The following is a 25,401-nucleotide window of genomic DNA, read 5'->3' on the forward strand; positions in this document are numbered from 1 at the left end:
AGCAAGATGAGGCAATTTGGCGACACCGGCGCACTGCCGTGCGGCAAACGGCTCGCGCGACATCAATCCGGCTTTGATTTCGTGTGATGTTCCAGTTATCGGTGAATGAGATGGTTTGGGTTAAACGATTGAGGGTTCGATGGTTCGCATGAAGCCACTGGCGATCGCGTTGGGAACCGTCGCCTTGCTGCACGGCATTGGCAATTCCGGGGCTTTTGCTGCGGAATTGAGCATTTCCCCGACCCCGCGCGCCGTGCAGCGCGTCAGCGGCAACTGCCAGCGGCTGCAATATTGTCATGGCGATGTCTGCCAGTGGAAACGGGTCTGCTGGCACGGCTGCCCCGATCGCTACTCCTGCGCGCCGCTCTACGGCGCCTATGGCCCCTATGGCGGCCGTGACTACTGGGCCGCCTATAGTTATGGCGATCTGCGCCCGTTCTGAATGTTAACAGACTAACAAATCCGCCCGGCGTCTCGCATGCCGGCCGGTATCATGCCGACACGTTTTGTGACGATCGACTTAACCCCGGCTTAGGACCCGGCCCGCTAGGATGCGGGCGCAGGGTTTGGTTATGTTATTTGTTTTCCTTGGCAATTTGATCGGCGGCGCCGTGCTCGGGCTGCGCCAGCACTGCCTGGTGCTGGTGCCGGTGATGCTCGCGGAACTCACGCTGCTCGCCGTCGTCGACGGCGCGCGCCTCGCATGGTCCGAGACCGCGCTGCTCATAATCACCGCGATCGTATCGCTGCAAGGCGGATACCTCGCGAGCGCATTCGCGCCGCGGTTCTGGTCCCGCTCCTCGACGCCGCTGCTCGCCCTGCGCCGCCCACATTGATGCGGCACCACGCTGCCGCATCTGGCGCGCCCGATTTCCATTGACCTCGACGCGAGCGCGAGGCATCCCGCTGGCTTGCGTTCTCATCTTCCGCAGGAACCCCTCCTCAGGACTTGTCCCTCTCGTGTGGAACGTCACAGCCTTCATCTGCATCCTGATCGGTGCGTCGATTCCGCTGGGTCTGTTCGACGCCTCGCTCGCCACCGGTCTCGTCGGCGCCGCAACGTCGCTTGGGCTGCTGGCAGGCCTGATGGTGATCCGTCCCGGTGAACTGTCGTTCCTGAAGTCGGTCGCCGGGCCCGCCGTTGCAGCGGCGCTGGTGCCGATGCTCTGGATCATTCTGCAGATGTTGCCACTGCCGTTCCTGGCGCACCCGGTGTGGAAATTCGCCGGCGAAACGCTGGGAACGCCGCTCAGCGGCAGCATCACGATCGACACCGGCGCAAGCCTCGGCGCGCTCCTGCTCTGGCTCGCGCTCATCTCGGTCATGATATCAGCCGCGGCGATCGCGATCGATCCGCGCCGCGCCGACATGGTGGCCCGCAGCATTGCAGCGACGGCGGCTGTCGCTGCCCTGATCTTGCTGCTATACAGCGATCCGATCAAAACTTGGCTTGGTGCTGTCGACGCCGCGCGCGATGAGACCGCAAACGGCTTCCTGGTCGTCGTTCTCATCGGCGTTCCGCTCAGCCTGGCGCGCGCGCTCGATGGCGGCGGGCATGCCGATGGCCGCACGGCGGCGCAGCTGGCGCGATTGCGCTGGCTGCTTGCCGCCGGCGCGCTGTTCTGCGCCGCCAGCGCCTGCTGGTACGGGCGGCGCGGCGCCGCGATCGCAATCGCTGCAGGCATCGCGCTCGTCGTGATGACCTTCGCCGCGCGAAAGCTTCATCTGCACCGCTGGAGCAGCGCCGGCGCTGCCGCGACGATCGCCCTGATCGCGCTGGCAACTGCGATCGCCAATCGTCATCCCGATGTGGCGCTTGCCACAGCTTTCGCCGACGCGCCGGCCGAGCTCGTGCAATCGACCCACAATCTGCTCGCCGACCTGCCCGCGCTCGGCAGCGGCGCCGGCACCACCGCAATGCTGGCGTCGACCTACATGGACTGGCAAGGCGCAACCACGCGGCCCGTGGTGGCGACCAGTGCCGCCGCCTTGATCGTGCAGTTCGGTTCCGCCATGTTCTGGACTCTACTCGCGGTTACCATCGTGGGTATCGCGGCGTTCACGGCCGGTGCACGCAATCGCGGCCGCGACTGGTCCTATCCCGCGGCGGCAGCGGCCGTGCTGCTGACGCTGGCGCTTGCCGCCTTCACCTTGCCGGAATTGCCGGCGCTGGCCGGAGTGATCGTGTTGGGAGCCGTGATCGGAACAGGACTGGCACAACGGATCAGCCGTTCACGGTTGCAGGCGGGCTAAACGGCAGATGCGCAGCCTCCTCCGGCGTATTGTCGGCCAGACCGGCGACCTCGAACATGACGAGGGCGACGAAACCTGCATCTATGCCGTCGGGGACATCCACGGCCACGCCGACCTGCTGCACGAGATCTGCGCGCGCATCGATGCCGATATCCGTCAATTCCGGCCGCGCGGCCGATCCAGGTGTTCCTCGGCGACTACATCGATCGCGGACCGGACTCGCGCGACGTGATTGCGATGCTCGATCAGCGCCGCCGCACCCGAAGCATGGTCTGCCTGCTCGGCAATCACGAGGCCTGCCTGCTTGAGTTTCTCGTCAATCCCGACATGCTCGCGCAGTGGCGGCAGTTCGGCGGCCTGCAAACGCTGATGTCCTATGGACTGACACCCTCGCCCAATCCCGACGCGGAGGAACGCAGCGCGCTCGCCCGACAACTGGTTCGCCAGATGCCGCCGGCCCATCTTGCCTTCCTGCGCTCGCTGCCGATCTGTTACGTGCACAGCCGCTACTTCTTCGTGCATGCCGGCGTCAGGCCCGGCGTCGCGCTCAACCAGCAACGCAAAGAAGACATGCTCTGGATCCGCGACGACTTCCTGATGTCGGAAGATGATTTCGGCAAGGTCGTAGTCCACGGCCACACGCCGGTGCAGGAGGCCGAGCTGCTGCGCAATCGCATCAATGTCGACACCGGCGCCTATGCGACCGGCCGCCTGACCTGCGTCAAGCTGGAGGGCGCGCGGCGAACCCTGCTGATGACCGGCAACCGGGCTGCACGCCATGGCTAGCACGATGGCTGACGCGATCCGGCGATACGCGCGGCAGCTGTCGCCGGCGTTCGCGCCGGCCGCGGCCGCGATCGGTGCCGCGACGCTGGCGTTGTCGGCCTGGTGGCTCGCGGCCGATGCATTGCGCGGCAAGCCTGCGCTGGCAGCCGGCCTCGGCGTGGTCAGAAGCGAGCTGTGGCTGCGTGACGGCTGGAGCGAATTGCAGACCTCGCCCGAGACGGCCGAAGCCGCCTTCACGCGCGCGCTCCGGCTCTCGCCGATGGACGCCGGCGCCTGGTTCGGCCTCGCCTCGGCGACCGGGCGGTTCGACTGGCTGAACCCGACCGCATCGAAGGCGCTGAAGATGTCGTACTACACCGGCTTCAACCGCAGCGACCTGATCGCACCGCGCCTGATCCTGCTGGCGCAGGTCGATACCACGCGCGATGTGGAGCTGGTCGATCTGCTGCAGCGGCAGATCCGCCTGATCCTCACCCGCGCGCCCGAGCTGAAGGGCGCGATCGGCCAGGCCTATCGTGTGGCGACCGACTCCAACCGGCGCATCATCGAGGCGGAATTCAAGGACGCCAACCAGAGCCTTCCGGAGTAAGGCGCGCCGGCACGGGGCGACCGTCGGATGCCAAGCCGTCACGACGTCCGGCCGTCAGACACCCTTGTGCCGCAGCACCGCGCCGACCGTGCGCAGCAGGATGCGCAGGTCGAGGACAAAGCTCCAGCTCTTGATGTAGATCAGGTCGTGCGCGACGCGCAGCTGCATGTCCTCGATCGCGGGCGTCGCGCCGCGCAATCCCTGCACCTGCGCGAGACCGGTGATGCCCGGCTTGACGTGCTGACGCTGCGCGTAGCTCGCGATCAGCTTCGAATATTTGTCGTCATGGGCCAGCGCGTGCGGCCGCGGCCCGACCAGCGACATGTCGCCGCGCAGCACGTTCACCAGCTGCGGCAGCTCGTCGATGCTGCGGCGGCGCAGCGTCGCGCCGATCCCGGTGAGCCGTGAATCGTTCGGACGCGCCTGCACGATGACGTCGCCATCCTCGAGCACATGCATCGAGCGGAATTTGAGGATGGTGAATTGCTTGCCATCGAACCCGTTGCGGCGCTGCCGGAACAGGACTGGGCCCCTGGAATCGAGCTTGATCGCAATCGCCGTGCCGAGCAGAAGCGGCGCGAACAGCACCAGCAGGCCGCTCGACGCCACGATGTCGAACAGCCGCTTGCCCGCACGCTCAACCGAGGTGAGCGGTGAGCGCTGCATTTCCAGCGTCGGTATCGGGCCGCTCGCCACCATCCGCAGCGCGAGGAATCGCTCCGCCGTCCGATCCGGCAGCAGCCGCACCGGCAGCGGCGACGCCCGCAACTGATCGCAGACGAACTGAATGCGCGGCTCCTGCTGCCAGGGCATGGCCAGGATGATCTCATCGGCGCCGCACTCCCGTGCCGCACGAATGGCCGACGCGACGGCCGCGCGATCGCCTTCGTCGTCGGACTGGCCGGACAGCTGGATCCGCCGCACCTCGCTGAGGCCGAAATCGCGCAGCAGGCTCGATTGCCGCACCCGGGACAATTCGTCCGCCATCCCGACCACGACCGCGCGGCGGGTCGCCAGCATGCCGCGATCGATCGCGCGTTGCAGCGGCGCCTGCAGCAGCATCCGCCCGGCCACCAGCCCGAGGCCACCGATCATGCCAAATGAGATCACCGATCCGCGCGAGACGCCGGAGCCGACCTTCAGGAGGAAGATAATCAGGGTCATCAGCAGGACGACCAGCAGCCATCCGCCGAGCAGGCTGCTCCAGCGTCGGTCGAGGCCGGCCAGCACCTGCGCATTGTAGAGCCCCTGCGACTTCGCCACGAACATGTGAAGGATGGCGGCGAGGACCCCGATCCCTAGAAAACCCTCGAAGCTGTTGCTATAAACCGTGTGGTAGTAGAACAGATGATAGGCCGCGCCGCCGATGATGCTGGAGAGCACGACTATGATCATCTCGAAGGCGATGGCAAACACTTCGAGAGAGGCAAACGCGAACGAGAAGGCGCCGAAGTTAACCGGCACCTTCGCTAATCGAGCGTCCGAAAGGTCGGTCATCGGGAATTAACATTCGTGTTAACAATTCTTATGTTTCATATCAGGCAGGTCGTGAGCTCGCAAGACCTGCCGGCAACATCAGGCAGAGAGCATCCATGAGTTCATCGGCTGGCGAAACCGAGGCCGCCATGGTGGCCCTCCTCCACTTGATCCGCCTGATGGGCGCCGAGCTCGTCGCAGGCCAGCACCGCGACGACGTCGAGGTACTGGTCAAGGCGGTCGAAACAAAGCTGCGATCGGCCCGTTTTCCGGCCGAAATGCCGAATCAGGACATCGTCAAAGGTCTGGATCTTGCCGAGGCGAGGCTGCGCCCAATCCTCGAGGAGCTGCGCGCACGGTCAGAGAAGGCGCATCTGAGCGACCAGCTGCTGCTGGCGCCCAGGCCTTCACGTATCCATTAACGGATCAGCTTTCGTCAGCTCTGGACTTCACCACGGCGGGGTAAACCGTTCCCGCCACCGGACCTGAGCGCAAGCTTCTCCTCGATCTTCATTTTCTCGAGCAGCAGATCGGTCACGATCCGGCGCAGCCGTTCATTTTCCAGCCGCAATTCGTCAATACGGTTATGGACGTGGGGGATACCATCTCGATCATCGGTGCGAGCGGCGATTTCGGTCACAGTACCATTCGGCTGGTGGCCGCGTGCGGCCTCCTGCTTGCGCCAGCGGTGAAATGTCATCACGCTAACGCCCAGCACCTTGCACGCTTGGGCTTGTGACTGCCCCCGCGCCATGAGTTCCTCGGCCTGCTTGACCTTGGAACTGATTTCGTCAGTTGAATGACGCCTCATTGGTCATCTCATTGCCCCCTAGATTAGCAATCATCGCATGGCCTATAAGCTATGTAAATGCAACAGGAAATTCAAATTGAGGATTTCCCGGGGGTCTTTCGGGAGCCTCGAACTTGCCGTCGGTAATGCTGCATTTTGCGAAGAAATGCCGAAGCTGCAAGGTATTTACCGAAATATATGAGCAATATTCCCGCGCCGGACCGACCTCACAGGAAAAGTTATACGACTTTCTGTGTATGAGAATTTGATCTGGATAACTGGCGCACCGTTTGCATTCCCGAATGAGAAGCAAATGAGAACATCCAATCGGTCCGTCGACAGATTGTGAGTGCACCATGCCTCTCCGCGATAGTTACGCCACCGGCCAAGCGAGAGTTTCACAAAATTCTAACAAATTAATCCCGCGACCTTCGCGTCCGGCAGCTTGCGGGCGCGCTCGCGCAGCGGTAGTTACTAAGACGTTAGGCGTCATGAGAGTTTCAACATATTTGAGGATTATTTTCACGAGGCCTAACACTCATAGCTCGATCCACAAATTATCAATTAAGCGCTTTCCCACCCCAGGCCATCAGGCGGAACCACGACCGCCGGATGATCTGCGAACTATTCTGTGCTGACGCTTGTCAGGGCCAGCCTCTGATCAACACTTTTTACGAGGATCGACACTATGGCGCGTCTCAAGGTCTTCGAAGGGAAGCAATCCGCGTCAAGCGAGGCGACCGACGCCCTGGAACGGCTCGTCGCGGAGAATTCCGAGCTCCGGCATACCGCCGTCGAACTGGTCCTGCAGACTTGGATCCTGCGCGAGCGCCTGTCGGATGTGGTGGCGCACAAGCCGGTGCGGCAAGAGCACTGACCCAGACACGAACCTCAACGCATACGTGTCGCGGAAGCCGACAGGCGGCCCGCAGCGCAATCGGCCGCCGATCCATACCTCAATCTTAAATTGAGCTATCCGCGAGCACGGGCAAGCCACCACCCTCGCCGGGCCGGCGCGGAAGTAGTGGCGACAATTGCGCGGTGAGAAATTCGCGGACGAACGTCAGCGATGAACCCGGCGCAACGCAGCGCGCGGGGTGGCCTGCTCACGCGATACACCAAACGAGCGCGACGCAACCGGGCGCTCATGAATTTCACGCAGCTCCGCGATATCCAACATCAGCGCAACGACCTCGTTGCGCAGCGATTGGTTGGTCGCGAGCAACGCCTCTTCGATCGGCTGATGCAAATGTTGGATCTTGTGCTGCTTCATGGCGCGCCCTCGCTCTGCGGTTAAGGGTATGAGCGATGTGATTGAAGTTTCGATGACAGAGTTAGATGGCGCACATGGAAAGCGGTTAATGGGGCAGGTTTGCGACCAACGTTACGCTGACAGAAATTTTTCCAATTTGGTTCCACAACCTGATCGCGAAAGGTTTAATCGATGGCCGTATTGTGTCGCTGCGATGGGATGTCGACGGCAGCGATGCGACACGCGGCCAAACAGCGCAGCTGGCGCCGACCGCGGGGCGTGACCAACAGCATGAAATCATTTGACGATCATTGATCGCAGCAATCGCGGGTGAAACCGGCGGAACATCTGCGGGCTATCACAATGTCGCCGCGTCAAAGGCCTGTGGCTTCAAGCGATGTTCCAGCCTCGAACCAGATATTCCACCAACGACGACATGCACACACTAAATCTGCTGCTCTCAATCAATCAGATTCGCGCTGCGCATAACAGGTTGAACCGAGCGGCATAGATGCAGCGACTGACGCCGCGATCTGCGCCGACCGCAAAATGTTTCGAACCGTTACTAGCATCGAGGCGCCGCGGGGACATCGGCGCTCTGATCGGTTCTGACGATGAGATGGAAAGATTCAACGATACACGCTCGATCGTGCAGGAGATTCGCCTCGACCTCGGCCGAATGCGACAATGCTATTCTAATTCAATGGACGACGCCGGTGCGTTTCGGCTTCAATAGAAGGAGCAAATGGCCTCGCGTTTCTCTCGCATGCGCTCGGCGCGATCATCGCAGCGAACCGCCGGTCGTGCCATCAATCGCCATAAGCATCGCTAATTGGCAACGCGCGTCGTGATCCCGCGCTATTTCGATTTGGGAGACGTGTCGTCGTCCATTTTGCCACCATTGGCGACGCACTTGTTGAAATAGTCGCGCTGATCCTTCGCGCCGCCCCTCGCGCTGCCGGAGGCGGGATTGCCGGGCTGTCGCGGCGGAAATGCCCGCGCGACCAGAGCATCGCAGGCACGTGCGACCTGGACGTCGATCGCATATGCCGGAGCGACCGCGCCTGACGCGATCACGGCTGAAGCAACGGCAAAACCACTGATAACTCTCATCGCCACACTCCGTTCCACGCCGCGCAAATTTTTCTCGAGCCCGGATCTACGAGGAGCGCATTATTTCCGATCGACGTCGTGATAAGCCTGATACCAGTCGACAAATCTGGCAATGCCATCCTCGATCCGCGTCTGCGGCTGGAATCCGATGTCGCGCTCCAGATCGGAGACATCGGCCGATGTCTCAAGAACATCCCCTGGTTGCATTGGCAGCAACTGCTTTTCGGCCTGGCGGCCGAAGCCCTGCTCGAGCAGCGCCACCACGTGCATCAGTTCTTCGGGCTTGCTGTTGCCGATATTGTAGACGCGCCACGGCGCCTTGCTCGACCCCGGATCGGGATGCGCTCCCGACCAGTTGACGTCGCCCTCCGGCGCGCGGCCGATCAGCCGCACCATCGCCTCGACCACGTCATCGACATAGGTGAAGTCGCGCCGCATGTTGCCGTTGTTGAACAGCTGGATCGGCTTCCCCTTGGTGATTGCGTCCGCGAACGCATAGAGCGCCATGTCGGGCCGATACCAGGTCCCGTATACGGTGAAGAACCGCAGCCCCGTCGTCGGAATGCGATAGAGGTGGCTATAGGAATGGGCGAGCAGCTCGTTGGCCTTTTTCGTCGCGGCATACAGGCTGACCGGATGATCGACATTGTCGTGGATCGAGAACGGCAGCTTGGTATTGGCGCCGTAGACCGACGATGAGGATGCAAACAGCAGATGCTTGCACGCGGTGTGCCGGCAGCCCTCGAGGATGTTGAGGAAGCCCTCCAGGTTGGAATCCACATAGGCATGCGGGTTCTGCAGGGAGTAGCGCACGCCGGCCTGGGCCGCGAGATGCACCACGACCTCGAAGCGATAGCGCTCGAACAGCGCCTTCATCCCGGCGCGGTCGGCCAGATCGAGCTCGAGGAACGTGAAACCCCGGTGCTGCTTGAGCAGATCGAGCCGCGCGCGCTTGAGCGCAGGGTCGTAATACTGATTCAGGTTGTCGATGCCGATGACCGGCTGCCCTGCCCGCAGCAAATGCTCCGCCAGATGAAAGCCGATGAAGCCGGCGCAGCCCGTGACGAGTAGATTGCCTGCGATCACCACGTTCCGCCTGTGCCTTTCGCCTTGCGCCGGACCAGGCCGCACACGCCGTCAAGCGCGGGCCGCAGCTTCTGCCTTCGCGTACCGGCCGCGGGGTGCGTCAGATGCTGGCGGCCGCAGGTTTGTAGTCCGGAAAGCGGCTCAGTACCGCGGCCTTCATGAACTTGAAGTGCGCAATCTCGGTCGCCAGTTCCTTCAGCCGACGCTGACCGTTGGAGATCTCGGCGTCAAACAGGTCTTGATGATAATTGTCAAGCGCCTCGCGTTCCAGATATTCGTCGGTACCGTTGCCCAGTGTTACCGCTGCGCGGGCCAGAACATCGTCGACGCGGCGGCCAAGGCCGGATTGCTCGCTTTCGGCCGCCTGCAACGCGGCCTCGATGGCGGCCATGATCGATCCGATCCGGGCGCGATCGGTCTCGGCATCGCGCTCGGCCGAGCGTGCCTTGAAACCTTCCTCGCTACGCCGCGACCGGATCAGGTCATGCGCGCGAGCCCGCAAAAACAGCTGAAACATCTGTCAGTATCCGGTTCGGGCCATTCAGGCAGTATCGCTCGAAAATCGCCCGGTCTTAGTTAAAAAAGGGTGAATCGCGCTCTTGCCCGGCCCTCAGGTCGGCCTTCCACTTGATCCAGGCCTTGTCGTGCTTGTGATAGAGTTCGAGCCACCGTCCCTCGACGGCCGACGGCATCGGCCCGGCGCCCGAAGCTTCCCGGTGTTGGGCTTCCAGGTCTCGGGCTTCCCGGTCCCGGCCTTCCCCATCCAGCACCGGCAGGGAGGTGTCCAATCCCTCGAATTCCGACGTCTCTTCAAGCGTGAGACCGACCAGCACGCGCCGGCCACTGACGTCGACGACATACCGCCTCGGCGAATGCCCCCTGAGATCACTCATGCTGTGCAAGTTCCTTCGCAATCCGCGCAAGCCGACGGCGAGACCTGGCCGGCACGCGAACCCAGCCCGGCTGCCGCAACGAAGACAAGATGACCGATTGCATATCGCCCGCCAACCCCAACTCACCACACCGTCGCGCTACCTCTGCGGAGCTAGCCCCGCTAGAACGCGCGGCGCATGTGGCCGAACGCGGAGACCGGCTGTTCCCGCCTCGACGACCGCGCGGCTGGCGGCGCCACATAGGGTGCATAGATCCGATATTGCGCGCGGCGCTTGTGCGACCGCCACGAGCGCGCGGCGAAGCCGGAGAGGAAGCCGGCGACGAACGCCGCTGCAAGAATGAGAACAGGAGAAAGCATAACAATCGTCCACGTTAGCCCCGATGTTATTAACATTCGAAGTTGTGACGACATCATGATTGGGCGCGCCGAAAGAATGTTCAGCCGCTGGAATTTTTGTGCAATCAAACGGCGCAACAATGGTCAGGCGCCAACACCGGTTGCTCTCGAGAGATCAACGTCTCAGGAGAACCACCTCAGGAGAACCACCACAGCATGAATTTCAGGAACATCGAGCTGAGGAGATAGATCCATCCCGCCATCGCCAGCACCGTCAGCCCGACGAAAACACCTGAAACGCTTTTCTCCTTGAAGCGCGCCAGCAACGAGTTTTTTTCTTCTTGCGGATAGAACATCTCAAGCTCAAGACGCATCGGATTCAAATCAGCTAGCAGCCAATTTCGATGATCTCGTGACGCGTCGCGGCAGCGCGCATCACAGATCTCTCCAGTGCAAAATCTCGCGAAGGCCTGGACCTTCGCTCAAAGAAATCCTGGCTCGAATTTTCGCTCAAATTTTTCCTGGCTCAATTTTCTACGCGAGATGGTCACGCATGATTTGACTCCGGCGATTGCAGCCACCCGCGCCGGAATTTCCGCTCGCATGATGCGATCTGCGGCGCGGATGCGCGTCGCGTGTCAAAACGGTCGCGCAGCCTGACAGGTGCCGTGCATCCGAGCGGCCCGCACCGGAGGCGAGCGTAATCGGCCGCAAGCATCCGCACACGCATGGCGCCCTGCTCCGACAGCATCTCAATCTAACAATGAGGACCCCGCACGCGGGGGGCGATCGTCAGCAGCGCCTACACCCGGAAAAAGGCAAACCAGATGATGCCGAGGATCAGCACGGCGAGCCCGGTCGAGGCTGTGAGCAGCGCGAGAACCGAAGGTCCGGGCTCGGCCTGGCGCGCCTCGGTCGGGGTTTCGATGATCTGACCGTGTCGTTCCCTGGGCATCGCGACCTCTTTGCTTAAGCGCCTGTAATTACGGCGATTGCCGCTCCCCCTCGAAAGGCCAACGCGGGATCCGGAGTGATGTTCCGAACTGCTTGGCGGCGGTCCGGCAGCCGTTGCGGCCACCGCGTCAAACCGGCGCAGGCTGAAGCCACGGTTAACGCCGTTGCCAGATTCACGGGGCCGTGTTGTTTCAAACTGGGGTTGCCGGTGTTATCCTTGACCGTTCCGTCGGTTGCGTAATCGGAGTTTTCCCTATGGCCCCTCGCGCCAACTGGAAGGGCTTTTTGCGCCTTTCGCTCGTGACTTGCCCGGTTGCCCTGTACCCGGCGACATCGGATACCGAGAAGGTCTCCTTCAACCAGATCAACCGCAAGACCGGCCACCGCATCAAATACGCCAAGGTCGATGCGGAGACCGGCGAGGAAGTCTCAACCGACGACATCATGAAGGGCTACAAGGTCGACACCGACACCTATATCGAGGTCACCAAGGAAGAGCTCGACGACATCGCGCTGGACTCGACCCGCACCATCGAGATCGACGAGTTCGTGCCGCGCAGCGAAATCGACAGCCGCTACCTGATCCGTCCCTATTACCTCGTCCCCGACGGCAAGGTCGGCCACGACGCCTTCGCGGTGATCCGCGAGACCATCCGCAGCATGGACAAGGTCGCGATCGGCCGCGTCGTGCTGACCAACCGCGAGCACATCATCGCGCTCGAGCCGCTCGACAACGGGCTGATGGGCACGCTGTTGCGCTACCCCTACGAGGTGCGCAGCGAGAAGGAATATTTCGACGACATCCAGGATGTGAAGATCACCAAGGACATGCTCGATCTCGCCAAGCATATCGTCGAGCAGAAGTCCGCCGAGTTCGATCCGGAGGAGTTCGAGGATCGCTACGAGCAGGCGCTGATCGACCTGATCAACCAGAAGCGCAACGGCATCAAGATCGCCAAACCCGCGGCGAAGGCCAGCGGCAACGTCATCAACCTGCTGGACGCGCTGAAGAAGAGCCTCGCCAACGAGAAGCAGGCCGCTCCCGCCAAGGCCGAGGCAAAGGCCGCGAAGGGCAAGAAGCCGAAGAAGCGCATCGAGGGCCAGCGCGAGATGCTGCTGCCGATCTCGGGCAGCGGCAAGCGCGAGCCCAAGGAAGCCGTCAAGCCCGAGCCGAAGAAGGCCGAGAAGGCAACGCGGGCTCAAGGTACCGCGGCGCGCAAGAAGGCCGGTTGATCGGCGCATACGCGGCGGCACGCTGGTGATGCCGTAGCAAGTCGCCGACTACATCATGAAGCTATCGGAAGACGCCCAGCAGGAAGCTCGCTGGCAGGTCGCGGTTGAGCATCTCATCAACGCGGTGGAACGAGGCGCCGGCTGGCTGATGCTCGCGCGCATCGCGATGCTGCGCGCGTTGAACGGAGACCGCCGAGGCGGCTGAACATTAAAATGCGAAGCGCGTCGGCGGCGCTTACTTGAATGCCGCACCGACGGCGCTGAACTGGCCGCTCACGCTGGTGCCGATGCCTTTGACGCCGGCGACGATCACGATGCTGATGCCGCCGGCAATGATGGCGTATTCGATCGCCGTAGCGCCGACATCGTCACGCAGAAATCTTGCAAGCAACGCGCGCATGAAAAGCTCCTGTCCGACGCTCGCGGCTTTTTCTCCCGCGCCGTAGTAATATTCCAGCAAAACTAGGCCACATTGGTTGACGGCTCATTGAGGGACAGGATGAACGATCGCTTAAGGGTTGCAGAGAAACTCCGTGCTAGTTTTGCCTGCATCCTGACCTCGTCCGGCGAGGCGGCCAGCCGCGATTGGGCGTAAACGCATATCAGGACTACCTGATCCGGCCCGCAGCTCGGCTTTACCGGCCAGCGGAATCCTGTTCCTTTATCGGACAGGACGACAACGAGGCCGGAGCGAACCGGCCGCATCCAAAGGGAGTGACCGTCATGAAGCTCGGCACCGCGATCGCGGAAATCATGAAGCGCGAGGGGATCGAGATCCTCACGGGCTACCCGGTCAACCATTTGATCGAATACGCTGCCGCCGCCGATATCCGCCCCGTGATGGTGCGCCAGGAGCGCATCGGCGTGCACATGGCGGATGCGATCTCCCGCGTCACCTCGGGCGAAAAGATCGGCGCGTTCTGCATGCAGCATGGCCCGGGCGCCGAGAACGCAATGGGCGGCGTCGCGCAATGCTATGGCGAATCCGTCCCCGTGCTGGTGCTGCCGATGGGCTATGCGCGGCGGCTCGCCAACATCGATCCGAACTTCAATTCCAGCCAGGCGATGAAGGCGTTTTCCAAATCTTCGGAGCCGATCAATCTCGCACCGGAGGTCTGTAACATTTTCCGCCGCGCGTTTACCAAGTTGAAGAACGGCCGCGGCGGACCTGTGATCGTCGAGATCCCCGCTGACATGTGGAACGAGGAGGTGCCGGAGCCGCTGAACTACACGCCGGTGCTGCGCACCCGCTACGGCGCCGATCCCGTTCACATCAGGGAAGCCGCCGCCCTGCTCGTCAACGCCAAGCGTCCGGTGATCTATGCCGGCCAGGGCGTGCATTATGCAAAAGCCTGGCCGCAGCTGAAGCGCCTCGCCGAACGGCTCGCGATCCCCGTCACGTCAAGTCTCGGCGGCAAGTCGTCATTCCCGGAGACGCATCCGCTGTCGCTCGGCTCCGGCGGCCTTGCGGTGCCGCGCGCGGTGCCGAAGTTTTTGGCCGACGCCGACGTGATCTTCGGCATCGGTTGCTCCTTCACCGAAACGTCGTTCGGCATCGCGATGCCGAAGGGCAAGACCATCATCCATTCGACGCTCGATCCGAACCACATCAACAAGGATGTCGAGGCCAAGGTCGGGCTGGTCGGCGACGCCGGCCTCGTGCTCGACGCGCTGCTGGAGGAGATCGGCAAGACCGTCACGTCCGACCGCAACGCCAGCGCAGTCGCGGAGGAGATCGCCGCCTCCCACAAGGAATGGCTCGCCAAGTGGATGCCGAAGCTGACGCACAACGACGCGCCGCTCAATCCCTACCGCGTGCTGTGGGACCTGCAGCACACCGTCGACATCCACAACACCATCATCACCCACGACGCCGGCAGCCCGCGCGACCAGCTCTCGCCGTTCTGGAAGTCGGTCGAGCCGCTGTCCTATATCGGCTGGGGCAAGACCACGCAGCTCGGCTATGGCCTCGGCCTCGCGATGGGCGCCAAACTGGCAAAGCCAGACAAGCTCTGCATCAACGTCTGGGGCGACGCCGCGATCGGCTTCACGGGGATGGATTTCGAGACTGCGGTGCGCGAGCGGATTCCGATCATGTCGATCCTGCTCAACAATTTCTCGATGGCGATCGAACTGAAGGTGATGCCGATCTCGACCGAGAAGTATCGCTCGACCGACATCTCCGGCGATTACGCCGCGATGGCTCGCGCCTTCGGCGGCTATGGCGAGCGGGTGACCAAGCCCGAGGACATCATCCCCGCAATCAAGCGCGGCATCCAGAAGACCAAGGAAGGCGTGCCGGTGCTGCTGGAGTTCATCACCAGCAAGGAGACCGAGGTGTCGCGGCCGGGGACGTGACGGCACCTCACACGCCCTCACCCACTTGATTTGACCGCGCCTGCGCAGGCAAGCTCCCTCCGGCCAAAGATCGGAGGGAGAGATGGCGCGCATCCTGGTGCTGGGGGCCGGCTTTGCCGGTCTGTGGGCCGCGCTTGGTGCGGCCCGCAAGCGCGACGAGATCGGTGCGCGGGCGGCTGACACAGAGATTCTCGTCGTCGATCGCAACGCCTATCACAACATCCGGGTGCGCAATTACGAGGTCGATCTCGGCGACGTCGCGCTGCCGCTCGACGAGCTGCTCGATCCGGTTGGCGTCAGGCACAGGACCGCCGAGGTCGCGGCGATCGATCCGGCGAAGCGCGAGGTCGTGGTCAAGACGAACTCCGGCGCGGAGACGTTGACTTACGACCGGCTGGTGCTGACGACCGGCAGCGAGCTGGTGCGCCCCGCCATTGCTGGCCTTGCCGCGCATGGCTTCGACGTCGACACCTATCAAGCGGCGATGCGGCTCGACGCGCATCTGGCGGCGCTCGGCAAGCAGCCGCCGTCGCCGGCACGTTCGACGGTTGCGGTCGTCGGCGCCGGGTTCACCGGGATCGAGGTCGCAGCGGAGATGCCGGCCAAGCTCGCACATGCCGGCATCTCCGGCGATCATCGCGTCATCCTGATCGATCCCAATCCGGTGGTCGGCGCGACGTTCGGCGCGCATGGCCGCCCGGTCATCAACGAGGCGCTGGCCGCGCTCGGCGTCGAGACGCGGCTGAATGTCAGGGTCGGCGCCGTCGGCGCCGACAGCATCACGTTGAGCTCGGGCGAGATCATTCCGGCGGCGACTGTGGTGTGGTGCGCCGGGATGCATGCCAGCTCGCTCGCCGCAACGCTTCCGGCCGAGCGCGACAAGCTCGGCCGCCTCGCGGTGGATCATTGCATGCGCGTCGAAGGGCTTCCCGGCGTGTTCGCCGCCGGCGACGTCGCCGCCTGCCTGATCGACGGCGCGCATCCGACCGTGATGTCGTGCCAGTTCGCGCGGCCGATGGGGCGGTTTGCCGGGCACAATGTGGTGGCGGACCTGTTCGGCGAAGAGCTGCTGCCGCTCACTATCGACTGGTACGTGACGGTGCTCGATCTCGGTGCCTGGGGCGCGCTCTACACCACCGGCTGGGACCGCGAGGTGCACACCACAGGCGCCGCCGCCAAGCTCACCAAGCGGACCATCAACCGGCAGCGCATCTATCCGCCGCGCAACGGCGATCGCGCCGCGCTGCTCGCGGCCGCCGCGCCGACGATCCAGGCGGCGCCGCCGACGCGGAAGTAAGGCGGTCTTCACGACCGTCATTGCGAGGAGCGAAGCGACGAAGCAATCCATCTATCCCCGTATGGAGGAATGGATTGCTTCGCTTCGCTCGCAATGACGGTGCTGTTCGGACTCTGCCTTACTGCGACAGCTTCACGAAATCCGGAAACTTCAGCTTCCCTTCCGCGATCGCCTTCGGCCAGACCGTGATCTGTTTGCCGTTCTGCCACTGGAACACGAGGCCGGTGACGCGCCCGGGCCGGACTTGATGCCGTGGGTGAACTCGTCGTTCTTGCCGTAGAACTGGATCTTGCCGATCGTGCCGTCGAAGTCGGTCTTCTCGAGCTCGGTGACCATCTTGTCCGGATCGGTCGAGCCGACGCGCTGGATCGCCTCGGCGATGATGTAGACCTCGTCATAGGCGGTGTAGCCGGTATAGGCCGGCGGGGTGCCGAACTTGGCCTTGAAGGCGGCGGCGAACGGTTTTGTCTTCGGCGTCACCGCAACATCCGGCGTCGCCACCGCGAGCGAGGGCACGCCTTCGGCCGCGCCGTTGGTGTCGCCCCAGAAGGTCGGGCTCAGCGCCTGCGCGCTGATGCCGAACATTGGGATCGGCACCTGCTGGTTCTTCCACTGCACCGTCGGCTGCACGCCGACATGGGAGATGCCGGTGACGATCACGTCGGGCTTGGCGGCTTCCATCTTGTTGAAGATCGGCGTGAAGTCGGTGGTGTCGGGCGAGAAGCGGATGTGCTCGACCACCTTCAGGCCGGCCTTCGGCAGGCAGGCCTCGTAGCCGACGTCGAGCGGCTTGGTCCACGCCGCGTCCTCGCTCATGATCGCCACCGACTTGAACTTGAGCTGGTCGACCAAGAGCTCCTTGGCGGCGTCGCAGACGAGCTGCGCCTGCGCGGCCGAGGTCAGGTAGCCGTGGAAGGTGAACTTGTTCTTCTCATAGTCGTTGTGGATCGCCTTGGTGATCTCGTTCGAGGCGGCGCCGGGCGTGATCAGCGGCATCTTCAGCCGCGCGGCCCACGGCTCAAGCGCCAGCACGACCTCGCTGATGTAGCTCGCGATCACGGCAGACACCTTGTCCTCGCTCACCGCGCGCTGGAACGCACGCACCGAGTCCGCCGACGAGCTCTTGTTGTCGTAGGTGACGATCTCGATCTTGCGGCCCATCACGCCGCCCTTGGCGTTGATCTCGTCGGCCGCGATCTGCGCGCCGCCCGGGGTTGCCGCACCTGCGATCGACTGCACCTCGGCGATGACGCCGATCTTGATCGGATCCTTGGACTGCGCATAGGCCGGCGCCGCGAGGCACAGCGCGAGCGCCGTCGCCAGCAGGCTCCCGCGGGCGGCGGTTGAATATCCTGACATCATCATCTCCCTTTGCTTTGTTATTTTTCAATCGTCGAACGTCAGAGAAAGTCCTTGCCGGCCTCCGCGGCGAACCGGCCCGGATCGCCCTCCCAGACGATCCGTGCGTGCTCCAGCACGTAGACGCGGTCGGCATGCGGAAGCGCGAAGGTCACGTTCTGCTCGCCGAGCAGCACCGTGATCTTCGTGGTCTGGCGCAGCCTCTCCAGCGCCTTCGACAGCAGTTCGAGGATGACGGGCGCAAGGCCAAGCGTCGGCTCGTCCAGGATCAGGATCTGCGGCTGCATCATCAATGCACGCCCGATCGCCAGCATCTGCTGCTCGCCGCCGGACAGCGTCTGCGCCATCTGGCCTTGCCGCTCCTTCAGGATCGGGAACAGCTCGAACAGCCAGGCGAGCTGCTTGGCCCGTGCCGCGTCATCGAGGTGCTGGCCGCCGAGATCGAGGTTCTCGCGCACCGTCATCTCGCCGAACAGTTCGCGCGATTCCGGACATTGCACGAGGCCGGAGCGGGCGATCTTCGCCGGCCCGGTGCCGCGCAGCTTCTCACCACCACGCAGGATCTCGCCGGTGTAGGGCAGGAAGCCCGAGATGGTGTTGAACAGCGTGGTCTTGCCGGCGCCGTTGAGGCCGACGACGGAGACGAACTCGCCCTCATGGACGTGGATCGAGACGTTCTCCAGCGCCTGCGCCTTGCCGTAATGCACGCTGACATTCTCGACCTGCAGTAGCGGCACCTTGTCCTTGAACGAGGTCTCGGGCCGCGCATGGGTCTCGATCGCGCCGCCGAGATAGACCCGGCGCACGGTCTCGTTCTTCATCACGTCCTCGGCGCGGCCGGTCGTGATCTCCTCGCCGAGATACATCGCGAGCACGCGGTCGACCAGCGCCGCGACGCTCTTGACGTTGTGGTCGACCAGCATCACCGCGCGCCCTTCGTCGCGGAAGCTGCGGATCAATGCGGAGAACGTGCCGACCTCTGCGCTGGTCAGGCCGGCAAACGGCTCGTCGACCAGCACCACCTTCGGGTCGCGCGCGATCGCCTTCGCCAGCTCAAGCCGGCGCAGATCGGCGAACGGCAGCGTCGGCGGCCGGCGGTCCATCACCGCCCCGAGGCCGACGCGCTCAGCGATCCACTTGGCGCGCTCGGTCAGCGCCCTGTCGGGAAACAGCATGAACAGGCTGTCGGGCAGCAGCGCCACCATGATGTTCTCGAGCACCGTCTGCCGGTTCAGCGGCCGCGAGTGCTGGAACACCATGCCAAAGCCCTTGCGCGCGATCTTGTGCGCCGGCAGGCCTGCAACATTCTCGCCCTCGAACAGCACCTCGCCTGCGGTCGGGCGCTCGATGCCCATCACGCTCTTCATCGCGGTCGATTTGCCGGATCCGTTCGGCCCGATCAGGCCGAGGATCTCGCCGGGGCGCAGCTCGAAGTTCAGATTCTTCACCGCGGTCAGGCCGCCGAACCGCTTGGTCAGGCCGCGAACCGCGAGCGTCGGAGTTTTGGTCACAGTCTGGTCCATCAGGAGCGCGCCTCGCGTGACAGGGCCGCTCCGAGGAAACCGCCGGGGAAGAACAGGACGACGAGCAGCGCCACCGCCGAGACGATGAAGGTCGCAAGCTCGCCGGTCGGGCGCAGGAATTCGCCGGCCACGATCAGGAAGATCGCACCTAACGCAGCCCCCAGCACGGTACGCCGGCCGCCGAGCACCGCGGACACGATCACGTTCACGCCGACCGCGACGTCGACCACGGTACCGACCGAGGCGGTGCCGAAGTAGAACACCAGCAGCGCGCCGGACAGTCCGGAGAAGAAGGCGCTGACGATGAAGGCCGCGAGCTTGTGCTTGACGATGTTGAAGCCGAGCGCGCCGGCCTGCACCGGATCCTGCCCGCTCGCCTGCAACACGAGACCGACAGGCGATTGCGACAGGCCGTACAGGATGGCCGCGCTGATGGTCATGAACCCGAGCGCGATCCAGTAATTGGCGCCGGCATTGATGGTGATGACGTCGGGGATGGTCAGCCCGATCTCGCCGCCGGTCAGGTCAGCGAACACCACGACGAAGTTCTGCAGCATCAAGACCGCGACCAGCGTGGTGAGGCCGAAATACGGTCCCCTCACCCGCAGCGCCGGCAGCGCCAGCACGAAGCCCGCGACGACAGACGCCAGCGCGCCGAGCAGGATGCAGACGTAGACCGACCAGCCGAACTGGTTGTTGAGGATGCCGGCCGTATAGGCCCCGGTGCCGATCAGGAAGGTCGGCCCGAAATTGACCTCGCCGGCGAAGCCGAACAGCAGGTCCCAGGCCATCGCGAACACGCCGAAATAGAACGCGACGGTGAGCAGCCCGAGGATGTAGCCCGAGACGTAGAGCGGCAGCGTCGCAGCAACCACCACGCATACCAGCGAAATGAAGAACAGGCGCGACGTGAAGAAATTGGCCATCTCAGCGCCTCCCGAGCAGGCCTTGAGGCCGGATATACATCACGAAGACAAGCAGCAGCAGCGCCGGAATGGTGCGGTAGGCCGGCGAGATCATGTAGGCGGTGATGGTCTCGAGATAGCCGACGACGAAGGCCGCGATCAGCGAGCCCGACACGCTGCCGAGACCGCCGAGCACCACGATCGAGAACGCGCTCGCCGTCAGCGGCCCGACGCTGTAGGAGCTGACGCCGAGGAACATGCCGAGCAGTACGCCAGCGATACCGGCGAGGATGCCGTAGATGCCCCACACCACGATGTAGATCTGGGTGAGCTCGAGCCCGAGCAGCGTGACGCCGCGCGGGTTCATCGAGGCCGCCAGCACCGCCTTGCCGGTGCGGGTTCGGTTCACCAGGAGCCACAGCAGGCCGATCACGAGGCAGCATACCAGCGCGGTGAAGATGTTGTTGCGCGGCGTGCGGTTGCCGAAGATATCGACGACGCCCTCGACGATCGGCAGCACCGTCTTGGCGTTGTTGGTGAAGAAATAGGCGATCAGCTCTTGGATCATGATGCCCCACAGCAGGGTGCCGGTGAGGACGAAGATTTCCTTCTCCTCATTGGGGATCCGCGTCGAATTCTGGATCGGCTTCACGACCGCGAAATAGGTTGCGAACGACACGATCAGCGCCACGCCGACACCGAACAGCGCACCGGTGTAGATGTCGAGGTGCAGCACGCTGGCCGCGGCCCAGGCCGCGACCGCTGCGGCCACCATGATGGCACCGTGGGAGAGGTTGAGAACGCCGGAGACACCGAAGATCAGGGTGAAGCCAGTCGCGCCGAGCGCATAGAGCGCGCTGATGGCAAAGCCATCGATCAGGATTTGTAAGGCAAGCATCTCATATCGGCCGCGGCAGCAGGGCTGCCTGTTGTGGAGGAGGCGGAACTGAATAGGGATGCTCCCGGGAGCGGCCCGGGAGCATGATCATCAGTCAGTTCGTGGTGAGCTTGATGAAGCTCGGGAACTTGAGATCGCTCTTGGCGACCTCCTTCGGCCACACCGCGACCTGCTTGCCGCCCTGCCACTGCAGCATCAGTCCGGTGATCAGGCCCTTGCCGTACTTGATCGAATGGGTGAAGGGATCGTCCTTGCCGTAGAACTGGACGCGCCCGATGGTGCCTTCCCAATCGGTCTTCTCCAGCGCATCGACCATCTTGTCGGCCTCGACCGAGCCGGCGCGCTTCACCGCATCCGCGATGTAGTAGACCTCGTCATAGGCGGTGTAGCCCGCATAGGACGGATAGTTGCCGTAGCGCTTCTTGAAGCCTTCCGCGAACGGCACCGACTTCGGCGTCACCGCGACGTTCGGGCCCGACACGCCCTGATACAGCACGCCTTCCGCCGCGTCGTTGGTGTCCTTGCCGAAGGTCTCGTTGGTGGCCTGCGAGGAGATGCCGAACATCGGGATCGGCACCTGCTGGTTCTTCCACTGCACCGTCGGCTGCACGCCGACATGCGAGATGCCGGTGATGATCACGTCGGGCTTGGCGGCTTCGACCTTGTTGAAGATCGGCGTGAAGTCGGTGGTGTCGGGCGAGAAGCGGATATGGTCGACGACCTTGAGCCCGATCTTCGGCAGGCACTCCTCGTAGCCGACATCGAGCGGCTTGGTCCAGGCCGCGTCCTCGCTCATGATGACCGCGGTCTTCATGTGCTTCTGATCGACCAGGAGCTCCTTGGCGGCGTCGCAGACCGACAGCGCCAGCGCCGCCGAGGTCAGGTAGCCGTGGAAGGTGTACTTGTTCTTCTCGTAATCGGCGTGGACGCTCTTGCTGATCTCGTTGGAGGCCGCACCGGGCGTGACGAACGGTGTCTTCAGGCGCGAAGCCCAGGGCTCGAGCGCCAGCACCACCTCGCTGATGTAGCTCGAGATGACGACGTTGACCTTGTCCTCGTTGACGGCGCGCTGGAACGCGCGCACCGAATCCGCCGAGGATGAATGATTGTCGTAGGAGACGATTTCGATCTTGCGGCCGTCGATGCCGCCCTTGGCGTTGATCTCGTCGGCGGCCAGCTGCGCCGCCTGCGGGATCGAGGCACCGGCAATCGCCTGCGCTTCGGCAATCACGCCGATCTTGAGGGTGTCGGCGGCCTGCGCCCCACCGGGCGCGAGCGCGACAAGGCCCAAAGCGGCTGCTCCGGCGAATTGCTGCATCGCATGAAATGGCAGTCGCGATGTTCTTGTCACTCTGTTTCTCTCCTCTTGTTGTTTTTCGGCTGCTTCGAGCTCTTGGGGCCGGACTATAGCCGCGACAAAATGCGCAGCAAGTGAAACTGCGCGCAGATCGCCATGCGTGGACGGCAACTAAAGTAGTGGGTCGGCGCAGGCAGGCTGAATAAATATGAGGCAGTCGGGAATAAGATCGCGGGGCGGCAATCTCTCCTCGCGTCATTGCCGAGCTCGAGAGCGATGACACCGAACAAGCTGCATGGCAACATACGCGCCGTCGTCCTGGCGAAAGCCAGGACCCATTACCCCAAATCTCAATTGCTGCGCGACGCCAGGGCCGCGATCCCGCTCATCACCGAAGGCGGTGGTTATGGGTCCTGGCTTTCGCCAGGACGACGAACGATGAGTCCCGCCTGCAACTTCCGCTGCGACGTAAGCCCGCCCTACTCCGCCATCTCAGCCGGCGGCCGCGCGGCGGGACCGGCGAGCGGGCGCTCTTCCATCGTGATCATGCAGATCGAAGCGGTGGTCAGCAGCACGGCGGCGGCGCCGAACACGTAGCGGAACGCATGGATCATGTCGGCCATCGGGATCGCGCTGACCGTGCCGGCGGCCGCGGCATGATGCTCGCCGGCCAGCGAGATGTCGGTGCCGAGCGTCATCAGCAGGATCGTCGTGAAGGCGGCGACCGTGAACGAGGCCATCATCGCGCGGAAGAAGTTCATCGCGCCGGTCACGGTGCCGACCTGCGGCCGCGCCACGGCGTTCTGCAGCGATACAACGCTGATCGGGAATGTGGTGCCGAGCCCGAGTGCGAACACGCTCATCAGCGTCAGCAAGCCCCACAGCGGCAGCGTCGTCACGGCCATGCCGACCGCACAGATCGCGGCCACCGAGGTGCCGACGATCGCGACACGCTTGTAGTGCTTGGCCTTCGCCATGGTGCGGCCGGCGATCGCCGCACCAAAGGTCGAGATCGCCGCGAGCGGGATCAGCGCAAGGCCGGCCTCGCTGGCGGTGAGGTGATAGACCACCTCGTAATACAGCGGCAGATGCACGGTCAGGCCGACCATGGCGCCGAGCGCACAGCCGCCCGCGCCCATCGCGAACGGCACCACCGAGCCGCCAAGCAGCGACAGCGGCAGGAACGGCTCGTCGGCACGGCGCGCATGCCAGACAAAGGCGCCGGCGAGCGCGATCGAGGCGCCGATCATCGCGGTGATGGTCGGCGACAGCCAGGACAGGCGGGTGCCGCCCCAGGTCAGCACCAGCATCAGCACCACGGCCGAGGCCATCAGCAGCACGCCGCCGAGCCAGTCGACCTTGCGCTTGCGGTGGAACACCGGGATCTTGCTCATCTTCGGCAGCAGCAGCGCCAGCGCCGCCGCCGCGAGCGGCAAATTGATCCAGAAAATCATCGACCAGTGCAGATGCTCGGCGAACACGCCGCCGACGACCGGGCCGAGAATGCGCCGGCCATCCAGACGCTGGAGAAATAGGCCTGGTAGCGTCCGCGCTCGCGCGGGGTGACCACGTCGGAGATCACGGTCTGGACCACCGGCATGATGCCGCCGCCGCCGAGGCCCTGCAGGCCGCGGGCAATGATCAGCATGGTCATGCTGGGCGCGATGGCGCACAGCACCGAGCCGACCACGAACAGGCTGAGCGAGGTGATGATCATGACGCGGCGGCCATAGATGTCGCTCAGCGTGCCGAACACCGGCGCCACCGCGGTCGAGGCGAGCAGATAGGCCGTGATCACCCAGGAGAGATTGGTGACGTCGTGAAACTGGCGCCCGATCGTCGGCAGCGCGGTCGCGACGATGGTCTGGTCGAGCGCGGCCAGGAACATCGTCAGCATCAGGCTGATCACGATGGTGCGGACTTCATCCGGATTGAGCGGTGCCGGCGGCGCCAGCGGCGGCGCATCGCTGAGTTCGATCACCTCGCTCGGGAGGTGAGACAGCTCTTCGGCAATGTCGTCAGGCAATGTGGATTGGTCGGCAGGAAACGGGCTCTGCCGTTCATACTTGTTCATCTGGGGCGTAATGCTGCTGCGCGGGCGCGTCCCGCGATGGAATCATTCTCTGGTTCGCAATTTATGCAGCAATTGCCTGCTGAGGCAGGCACCTCAGCGCATGGGTGCATCCCGCCGCGATGTTCTCGCGATGACGTGATCGCAGAGCAGCCGGCGCCGGCTCTCGCGACGTCGGCCTTACGTCTCAAAAATCTACTTGGCGGCCTTCGGCCGCTTCTTCAACTGAGCCCGTTTCGGCAGCAAGGCCGGCCAGCGCACGATGTGATCCTCGAGATCGGCGTCGTTGACATCGATCTCGGTGCCTTCCACCCGGCCGCGCACCGAGACCCCGGCCTCGTGAACGGTGTTGGGATCGCCCGAGATCAGGGGATGCCACCAATAGAGGTCGCGCCCCTCGGCCACGAGGCGGTAGCCGCAGCTCGGCGGCAGCCAGTTCAGGGTGCGGACATTTTCGGGCGTGAGGCGGACGCAATCCGGAACCTGCTCGGAGCGATTCGAATAGTCCTTGCAGGCGCACAGGCCGGCATCGAGCAGCTTGCAGGAGATATGGGTGAAATAGATCTTCCCGGTGTCCTCGTCCTCGAGCTTCTCCAGGCAGCAGCGTGCGCAGCCGTCACACAGGCTTTCCCATTCGGCGTTGGACATCTCCTCCAACGTCTTGGTTTTCCAGAAGAATCCCTCTTGGCCCGACGGGCGCTTGGGCGGTGCGGTCATGATATCCCTGAAATGGCGGTACTGCTCTTCTTGGGGCGCCGGCGCGGCTCGCGCAAGTGGGTGGTATTGCGGGGTCGAAAAAGCCGGTGGGCAGCGTTAGGGCTTTCATTAAATTCGCAAGCCGCGCCATTGGTTTATGGCAGCCGCTCGGATAGAACGTGGAACGAGTCCCCAACGACGCAAAAGCGCCTTGGGATTGCCGCAACATCGAAG

At 63.6% G+C, this 25,401-nt stretch carries 28 protein-coding genes and 2 pseudogenes; 11 read left to right on the forward strand and 19 right to left on the reverse strand.

Translation table 11 applies throughout. The features are described from left to right. Positions 1 to 139 precede the first annotated feature (139 nt). From AKN84_RS31065 to AKN84_RS31075, 3 genes are all read left to right on the forward strand, one after another. Positions 140 to 442 (forward strand): hypothetical protein, encoded by a 303-nt coding sequence (locus AKN84_RS31065; protein ID WP_128971292.1) that lies wholly within the window; start codon positions 140 to 142, stop codon positions 440 to 442. A 130-nt stretch (positions 443 to 572) separates the two neighbouring features. Further along, positions 573 to 836, forward strand: coding sequence for a hypothetical protein (locus tag AKN84_RS31070; RefSeq protein ID WP_050424300.1), 264 nt, complete (start codon positions 573 to 575; stop codon positions 834 to 836). 124 nt (positions 837 to 960) lie between these two features. After that, positions 961 to 2,253, forward strand: coding sequence for a hypothetical protein (locus tag AKN84_RS31075; RefSeq protein WP_050424301.1), 1,293 nt, complete (start codon positions 961 to 963; stop codon positions 2,251 to 2,253). On the opposite strand, the gene AKN84_RS49425 is transcribed toward AKN84_RS31075, so the two are convergent. Beyond that, complete coding sequence (locus AKN84_RS49425; protein ID WP_244485609.1) at positions 2,225 to 2,413, reverse strand: hypothetical protein; 189 nt, start codon at positions 2,411 to 2,413, stop codon at positions 2,225 to 2,227. The genes AKN84_RS31075 and AKN84_RS49425 overlap by 29 nt on opposite strands. A gap of 23 nt (positions 2,414 to 2,436) precedes the next feature. On the opposite strand from AKN84_RS49425, the gene AKN84_RS31080 reads away from it, so the two are divergent. Together AKN84_RS31080 and AKN84_RS31085 are read left to right on the forward strand one after the other, a co-directional pair. After that, positions 2,437 to 3,039 (forward strand): metallophosphoesterase, encoded by a 603-nt coding sequence (locus AKN84_RS31080; protein ID WP_347337371.1) that lies wholly within the window; start codon positions 2,437 to 2,439, stop codon positions 3,037 to 3,039. Between the two features lie 4 nt (positions 3,040 to 3,043). Then, complete coding sequence (locus tag AKN84_RS31085; protein ID WP_050424302.1) at positions 3,044 to 3,628, forward strand: hypothetical protein; 585 nt, start codon at positions 3,044 to 3,046, stop codon at positions 3,626 to 3,628. A gap of 54 nt (positions 3,629 to 3,682) precedes the next feature. Here the strand turns inward: AKN84_RS31085 and AKN84_RS31090 are convergent, their stop codons facing one another. Beyond that, on the reverse strand, positions 3,683 to 5,092 hold the full coding sequence (locus AKN84_RS31090; RefSeq protein WP_283805551.1) for an undecaprenyl-phosphate glucose phosphotransferase: 1,410 nt from the start codon (positions 5,090 to 5,092) through the stop codon (positions 3,683 to 3,685). 128 nt (positions 5,093 to 5,220) lie between these two features. Between AKN84_RS31090 and AKN84_RS31095 the strand changes: the two genes are divergently transcribed. Beyond that, positions 5,221 to 5,526 (forward strand): hypothetical protein, encoded by a 306-nt coding sequence (locus AKN84_RS31095; protein WP_050424304.1) that lies wholly within the window; start codon positions 5,221 to 5,223, stop codon positions 5,524 to 5,526. A 14-nt stretch (positions 5,527 to 5,540) separates the two neighbouring features. Here AKN84_RS31095 and AKN84_RS31100 read toward each other — a convergent pair whose 3' ends face one another. Then, positions 5,541 to 5,915 (reverse strand): helix-turn-helix domain-containing protein, encoded by a 375-nt coding sequence (locus tag AKN84_RS31100; protein ID WP_050424305.1) that lies wholly within the window; start codon positions 5,913 to 5,915, stop codon positions 5,541 to 5,543. A gap of 667 nt (positions 5,916 to 6,582) precedes the next feature. Here AKN84_RS31100 and AKN84_RS31105 point away from each other — a divergent pair. Further along, on the forward strand, positions 6,583 to 6,771 hold the full coding sequence (locus AKN84_RS31105) for a hypothetical protein (RefSeq protein ID WP_050424306.1): 189 nt from the start codon (positions 6,583 to 6,585) through the stop codon (positions 6,769 to 6,771). Between the two features lie 186 nt (positions 6,772 to 6,957). On the opposite strand, the gene AKN84_RS31110 is transcribed toward AKN84_RS31105, so the two are convergent. From AKN84_RS31110 to AKN84_RS48210, 8 genes are all read right to left on the reverse strand, one after another. Continuing rightward, on the reverse strand, positions 6,958 to 7,167 hold the full coding sequence (locus tag AKN84_RS31110) for a hypothetical protein (RefSeq protein ID WP_050424307.1): 210 nt from the start codon (positions 7,165 to 7,167) through the stop codon (positions 6,958 to 6,960). Between the two features lie 837 nt (positions 7,168 to 8,004). Further along, complete coding sequence (locus tag AKN84_RS31115) at positions 8,005 to 8,259, reverse strand: hypothetical protein (protein WP_050424308.1); 255 nt, start codon at positions 8,257 to 8,259, stop codon at positions 8,005 to 8,007. A gap of 60 nt (positions 8,260 to 8,319) precedes the next feature. Then, the gene (locus AKN84_RS31120) at positions 8,320 to 9,348 is read right to left on the reverse strand and encodes an NAD-dependent epimerase (RefSeq protein ID WP_430649945.1); all 1,029 of its coding nucleotides are present in this window, start codon (positions 9,346 to 9,348) and stop codon (positions 8,320 to 8,322) included. Positions 9,349 to 9,445: 97 nt separating this feature from the next. Then, a complete protein-coding gene (locus AKN84_RS31125) occupies positions 9,446 to 9,862 on the reverse strand; it encodes a hypothetical protein (protein ID WP_050424309.1) in 417 nt (138 codons plus the stop codon). Between the two features lie 55 nt (positions 9,863 to 9,917). Further along, complete coding sequence (locus AKN84_RS31130; RefSeq protein ID WP_050424310.1) at positions 9,918 to 10,238, reverse strand: hypothetical protein; 321 nt, start codon at positions 10,236 to 10,238, stop codon at positions 9,918 to 9,920. A 161-nt stretch (positions 10,239 to 10,399) separates the two neighbouring features. Further along, entirely contained in the window at positions 10,400 to 10,597 is a 198-nt protein-coding gene (locus AKN84_RS31135) for a hypothetical protein (protein ID WP_050424311.1), read from the reverse strand. A 176-nt stretch (positions 10,598 to 10,773) separates the two neighbouring features. Further along, on the reverse strand, positions 10,774 to 10,932 hold the full coding sequence (locus tag AKN84_RS48205) for a hypothetical protein (protein WP_167351886.1): 159 nt from the start codon (positions 10,930 to 10,932) through the stop codon (positions 10,774 to 10,776). A gap of 446 nt (positions 10,933 to 11,378) precedes the next feature. Then, positions 11,379 to 11,531: a hypothetical protein gene (locus AKN84_RS48210; protein WP_167351887.1), complete on the reverse strand. Its 153-nt coding sequence runs from the start codon at positions 11,529 to 11,531 to the stop codon at positions 11,379 to 11,381. Positions 11,532 to 11,785: 254 nt separating this feature from the next. Between AKN84_RS48210 and ku the strand changes: the two genes are divergently transcribed. Next, the gene (ku, locus tag AKN84_RS31150) at positions 11,786 to 12,763 is read left to right on the forward strand and encodes a non-homologous end joining protein Ku (RefSeq protein ID WP_050424314.1); all 978 of its coding nucleotides are present in this window, start codon (positions 11,786 to 11,788) and stop codon (positions 12,761 to 12,763) included. A gap of 55 nt (positions 12,764 to 12,818) precedes the next feature. Continuing rightward, positions 12,819 to 12,968 (forward strand): hypothetical protein, encoded by a 150-nt coding sequence (locus AKN84_RS47840; protein WP_162240916.1) that lies wholly within the window; start codon positions 12,819 to 12,821, stop codon positions 12,966 to 12,968. Positions 12,969 to 12,998: 30 nt separating this feature from the next. On the opposite strand, the gene AKN84_RS31155 is transcribed toward AKN84_RS47840, so the two are convergent. Beyond that, positions 12,999 to 13,163: a Flp family type IVb pilin gene (locus AKN84_RS31155; RefSeq protein ID WP_050424338.1), complete on the reverse strand. Its 165-nt coding sequence runs from the start codon at positions 13,161 to 13,163 to the stop codon at positions 12,999 to 13,001. A gap of 323 nt (positions 13,164 to 13,486) precedes the next feature. On the opposite strand from AKN84_RS31155, the gene AKN84_RS31165 reads away from it, so the two are divergent. Both AKN84_RS31165 and AKN84_RS31170 read left to right on the forward strand, forming a co-directional pair. Continuing rightward, positions 13,487 to 15,121 (forward strand): thiamine pyrophosphate-requiring protein, encoded by a 1,635-nt coding sequence (locus AKN84_RS31165; RefSeq protein WP_050424316.1) that lies wholly within the window; start codon positions 13,487 to 13,489, stop codon positions 15,119 to 15,121. 82 nt (positions 15,122 to 15,203) lie between these two features. Next, on the forward strand, positions 15,204 to 16,418 hold the full coding sequence (locus AKN84_RS31170) for an NAD(P)/FAD-dependent oxidoreductase (protein ID WP_050424317.1): 1,215 nt from the start codon (positions 15,204 to 15,206) through the stop codon (positions 16,416 to 16,418). Between the two features lie 118 nt (positions 16,419 to 16,536). On the opposite strand, the pseudogene AKN84_RS31175 reads toward AKN84_RS31170, so the two are convergent. The 7 genes and pseudogenes from AKN84_RS31175 to AKN84_RS31205 form a co-directional block, all read right to left on the reverse strand. Continuing rightward, positions 16,537 to 17,780: pseudogene (locus AKN84_RS31175) on the reverse strand (ABC transporter substrate-binding protein). A 38-nt stretch (positions 17,781 to 17,818) separates the two neighbouring features. Beyond that, the gene (locus AKN84_RS31180; RefSeq protein WP_050424318.1) at positions 17,819 to 19,300 is read right to left on the reverse strand and encodes an ATP-binding cassette domain-containing protein; all 1,482 of its coding nucleotides are present in this window, start codon (positions 19,298 to 19,300) and stop codon (positions 17,819 to 17,821) included. Continuing rightward, on the reverse strand, positions 19,300 to 20,226 hold the full coding sequence (locus tag AKN84_RS31185) for a branched-chain amino acid ABC transporter permease (protein ID WP_050424319.1): 927 nt from the start codon (positions 20,224 to 20,226) through the stop codon (positions 19,300 to 19,302). Before AKN84_RS31185 ends, AKN84_RS31180 begins: the two co-directional genes overlap by 1 nt. 1 nt (position 20,227) lies before the next feature. Next, positions 20,228 to 21,103 (reverse strand): branched-chain amino acid ABC transporter permease, encoded by an 876-nt coding sequence (locus AKN84_RS31190; protein WP_050424320.1) that lies wholly within the window; start codon positions 21,101 to 21,103, stop codon positions 20,228 to 20,230. 94 nt (positions 21,104 to 21,197) lie between these two features. Then, positions 21,198 to 22,421, reverse strand: a complete 1,224-nt coding sequence (locus tag AKN84_RS31195; protein WP_050424321.1) for an ABC transporter substrate-binding protein — start codon at positions 22,419 to 22,421, stop codon at positions 21,198 to 21,200. 458 nt (positions 22,422 to 22,879) lie between these two features. Further along, positions 22,880 to 24,474, reverse strand: a pseudogene (locus AKN84_RS31200) (MDR family MFS transporter). A 192-nt stretch (positions 24,475 to 24,666) separates the two neighbouring features. After that, the gene (locus AKN84_RS31205) at positions 24,667 to 25,188 is read right to left on the reverse strand and encodes a YcgN family cysteine cluster protein (RefSeq protein ID WP_050424322.1); all 522 of its coding nucleotides are present in this window, start codon (positions 25,186 to 25,188) and stop codon (positions 24,667 to 24,669) included. Between the last annotated feature and the right edge of the window lie 213 nt (positions 25,189 to 25,401).

This window comes from Bradyrhizobium tropiciagri (assembly GCF_001189845.1).
GTDB classification, from domain to species: Bacteria; Pseudomonadota; Alphaproteobacteria; order Rhizobiales; family Xanthobacteraceae; genus Bradyrhizobium; species Bradyrhizobium tropiciagri.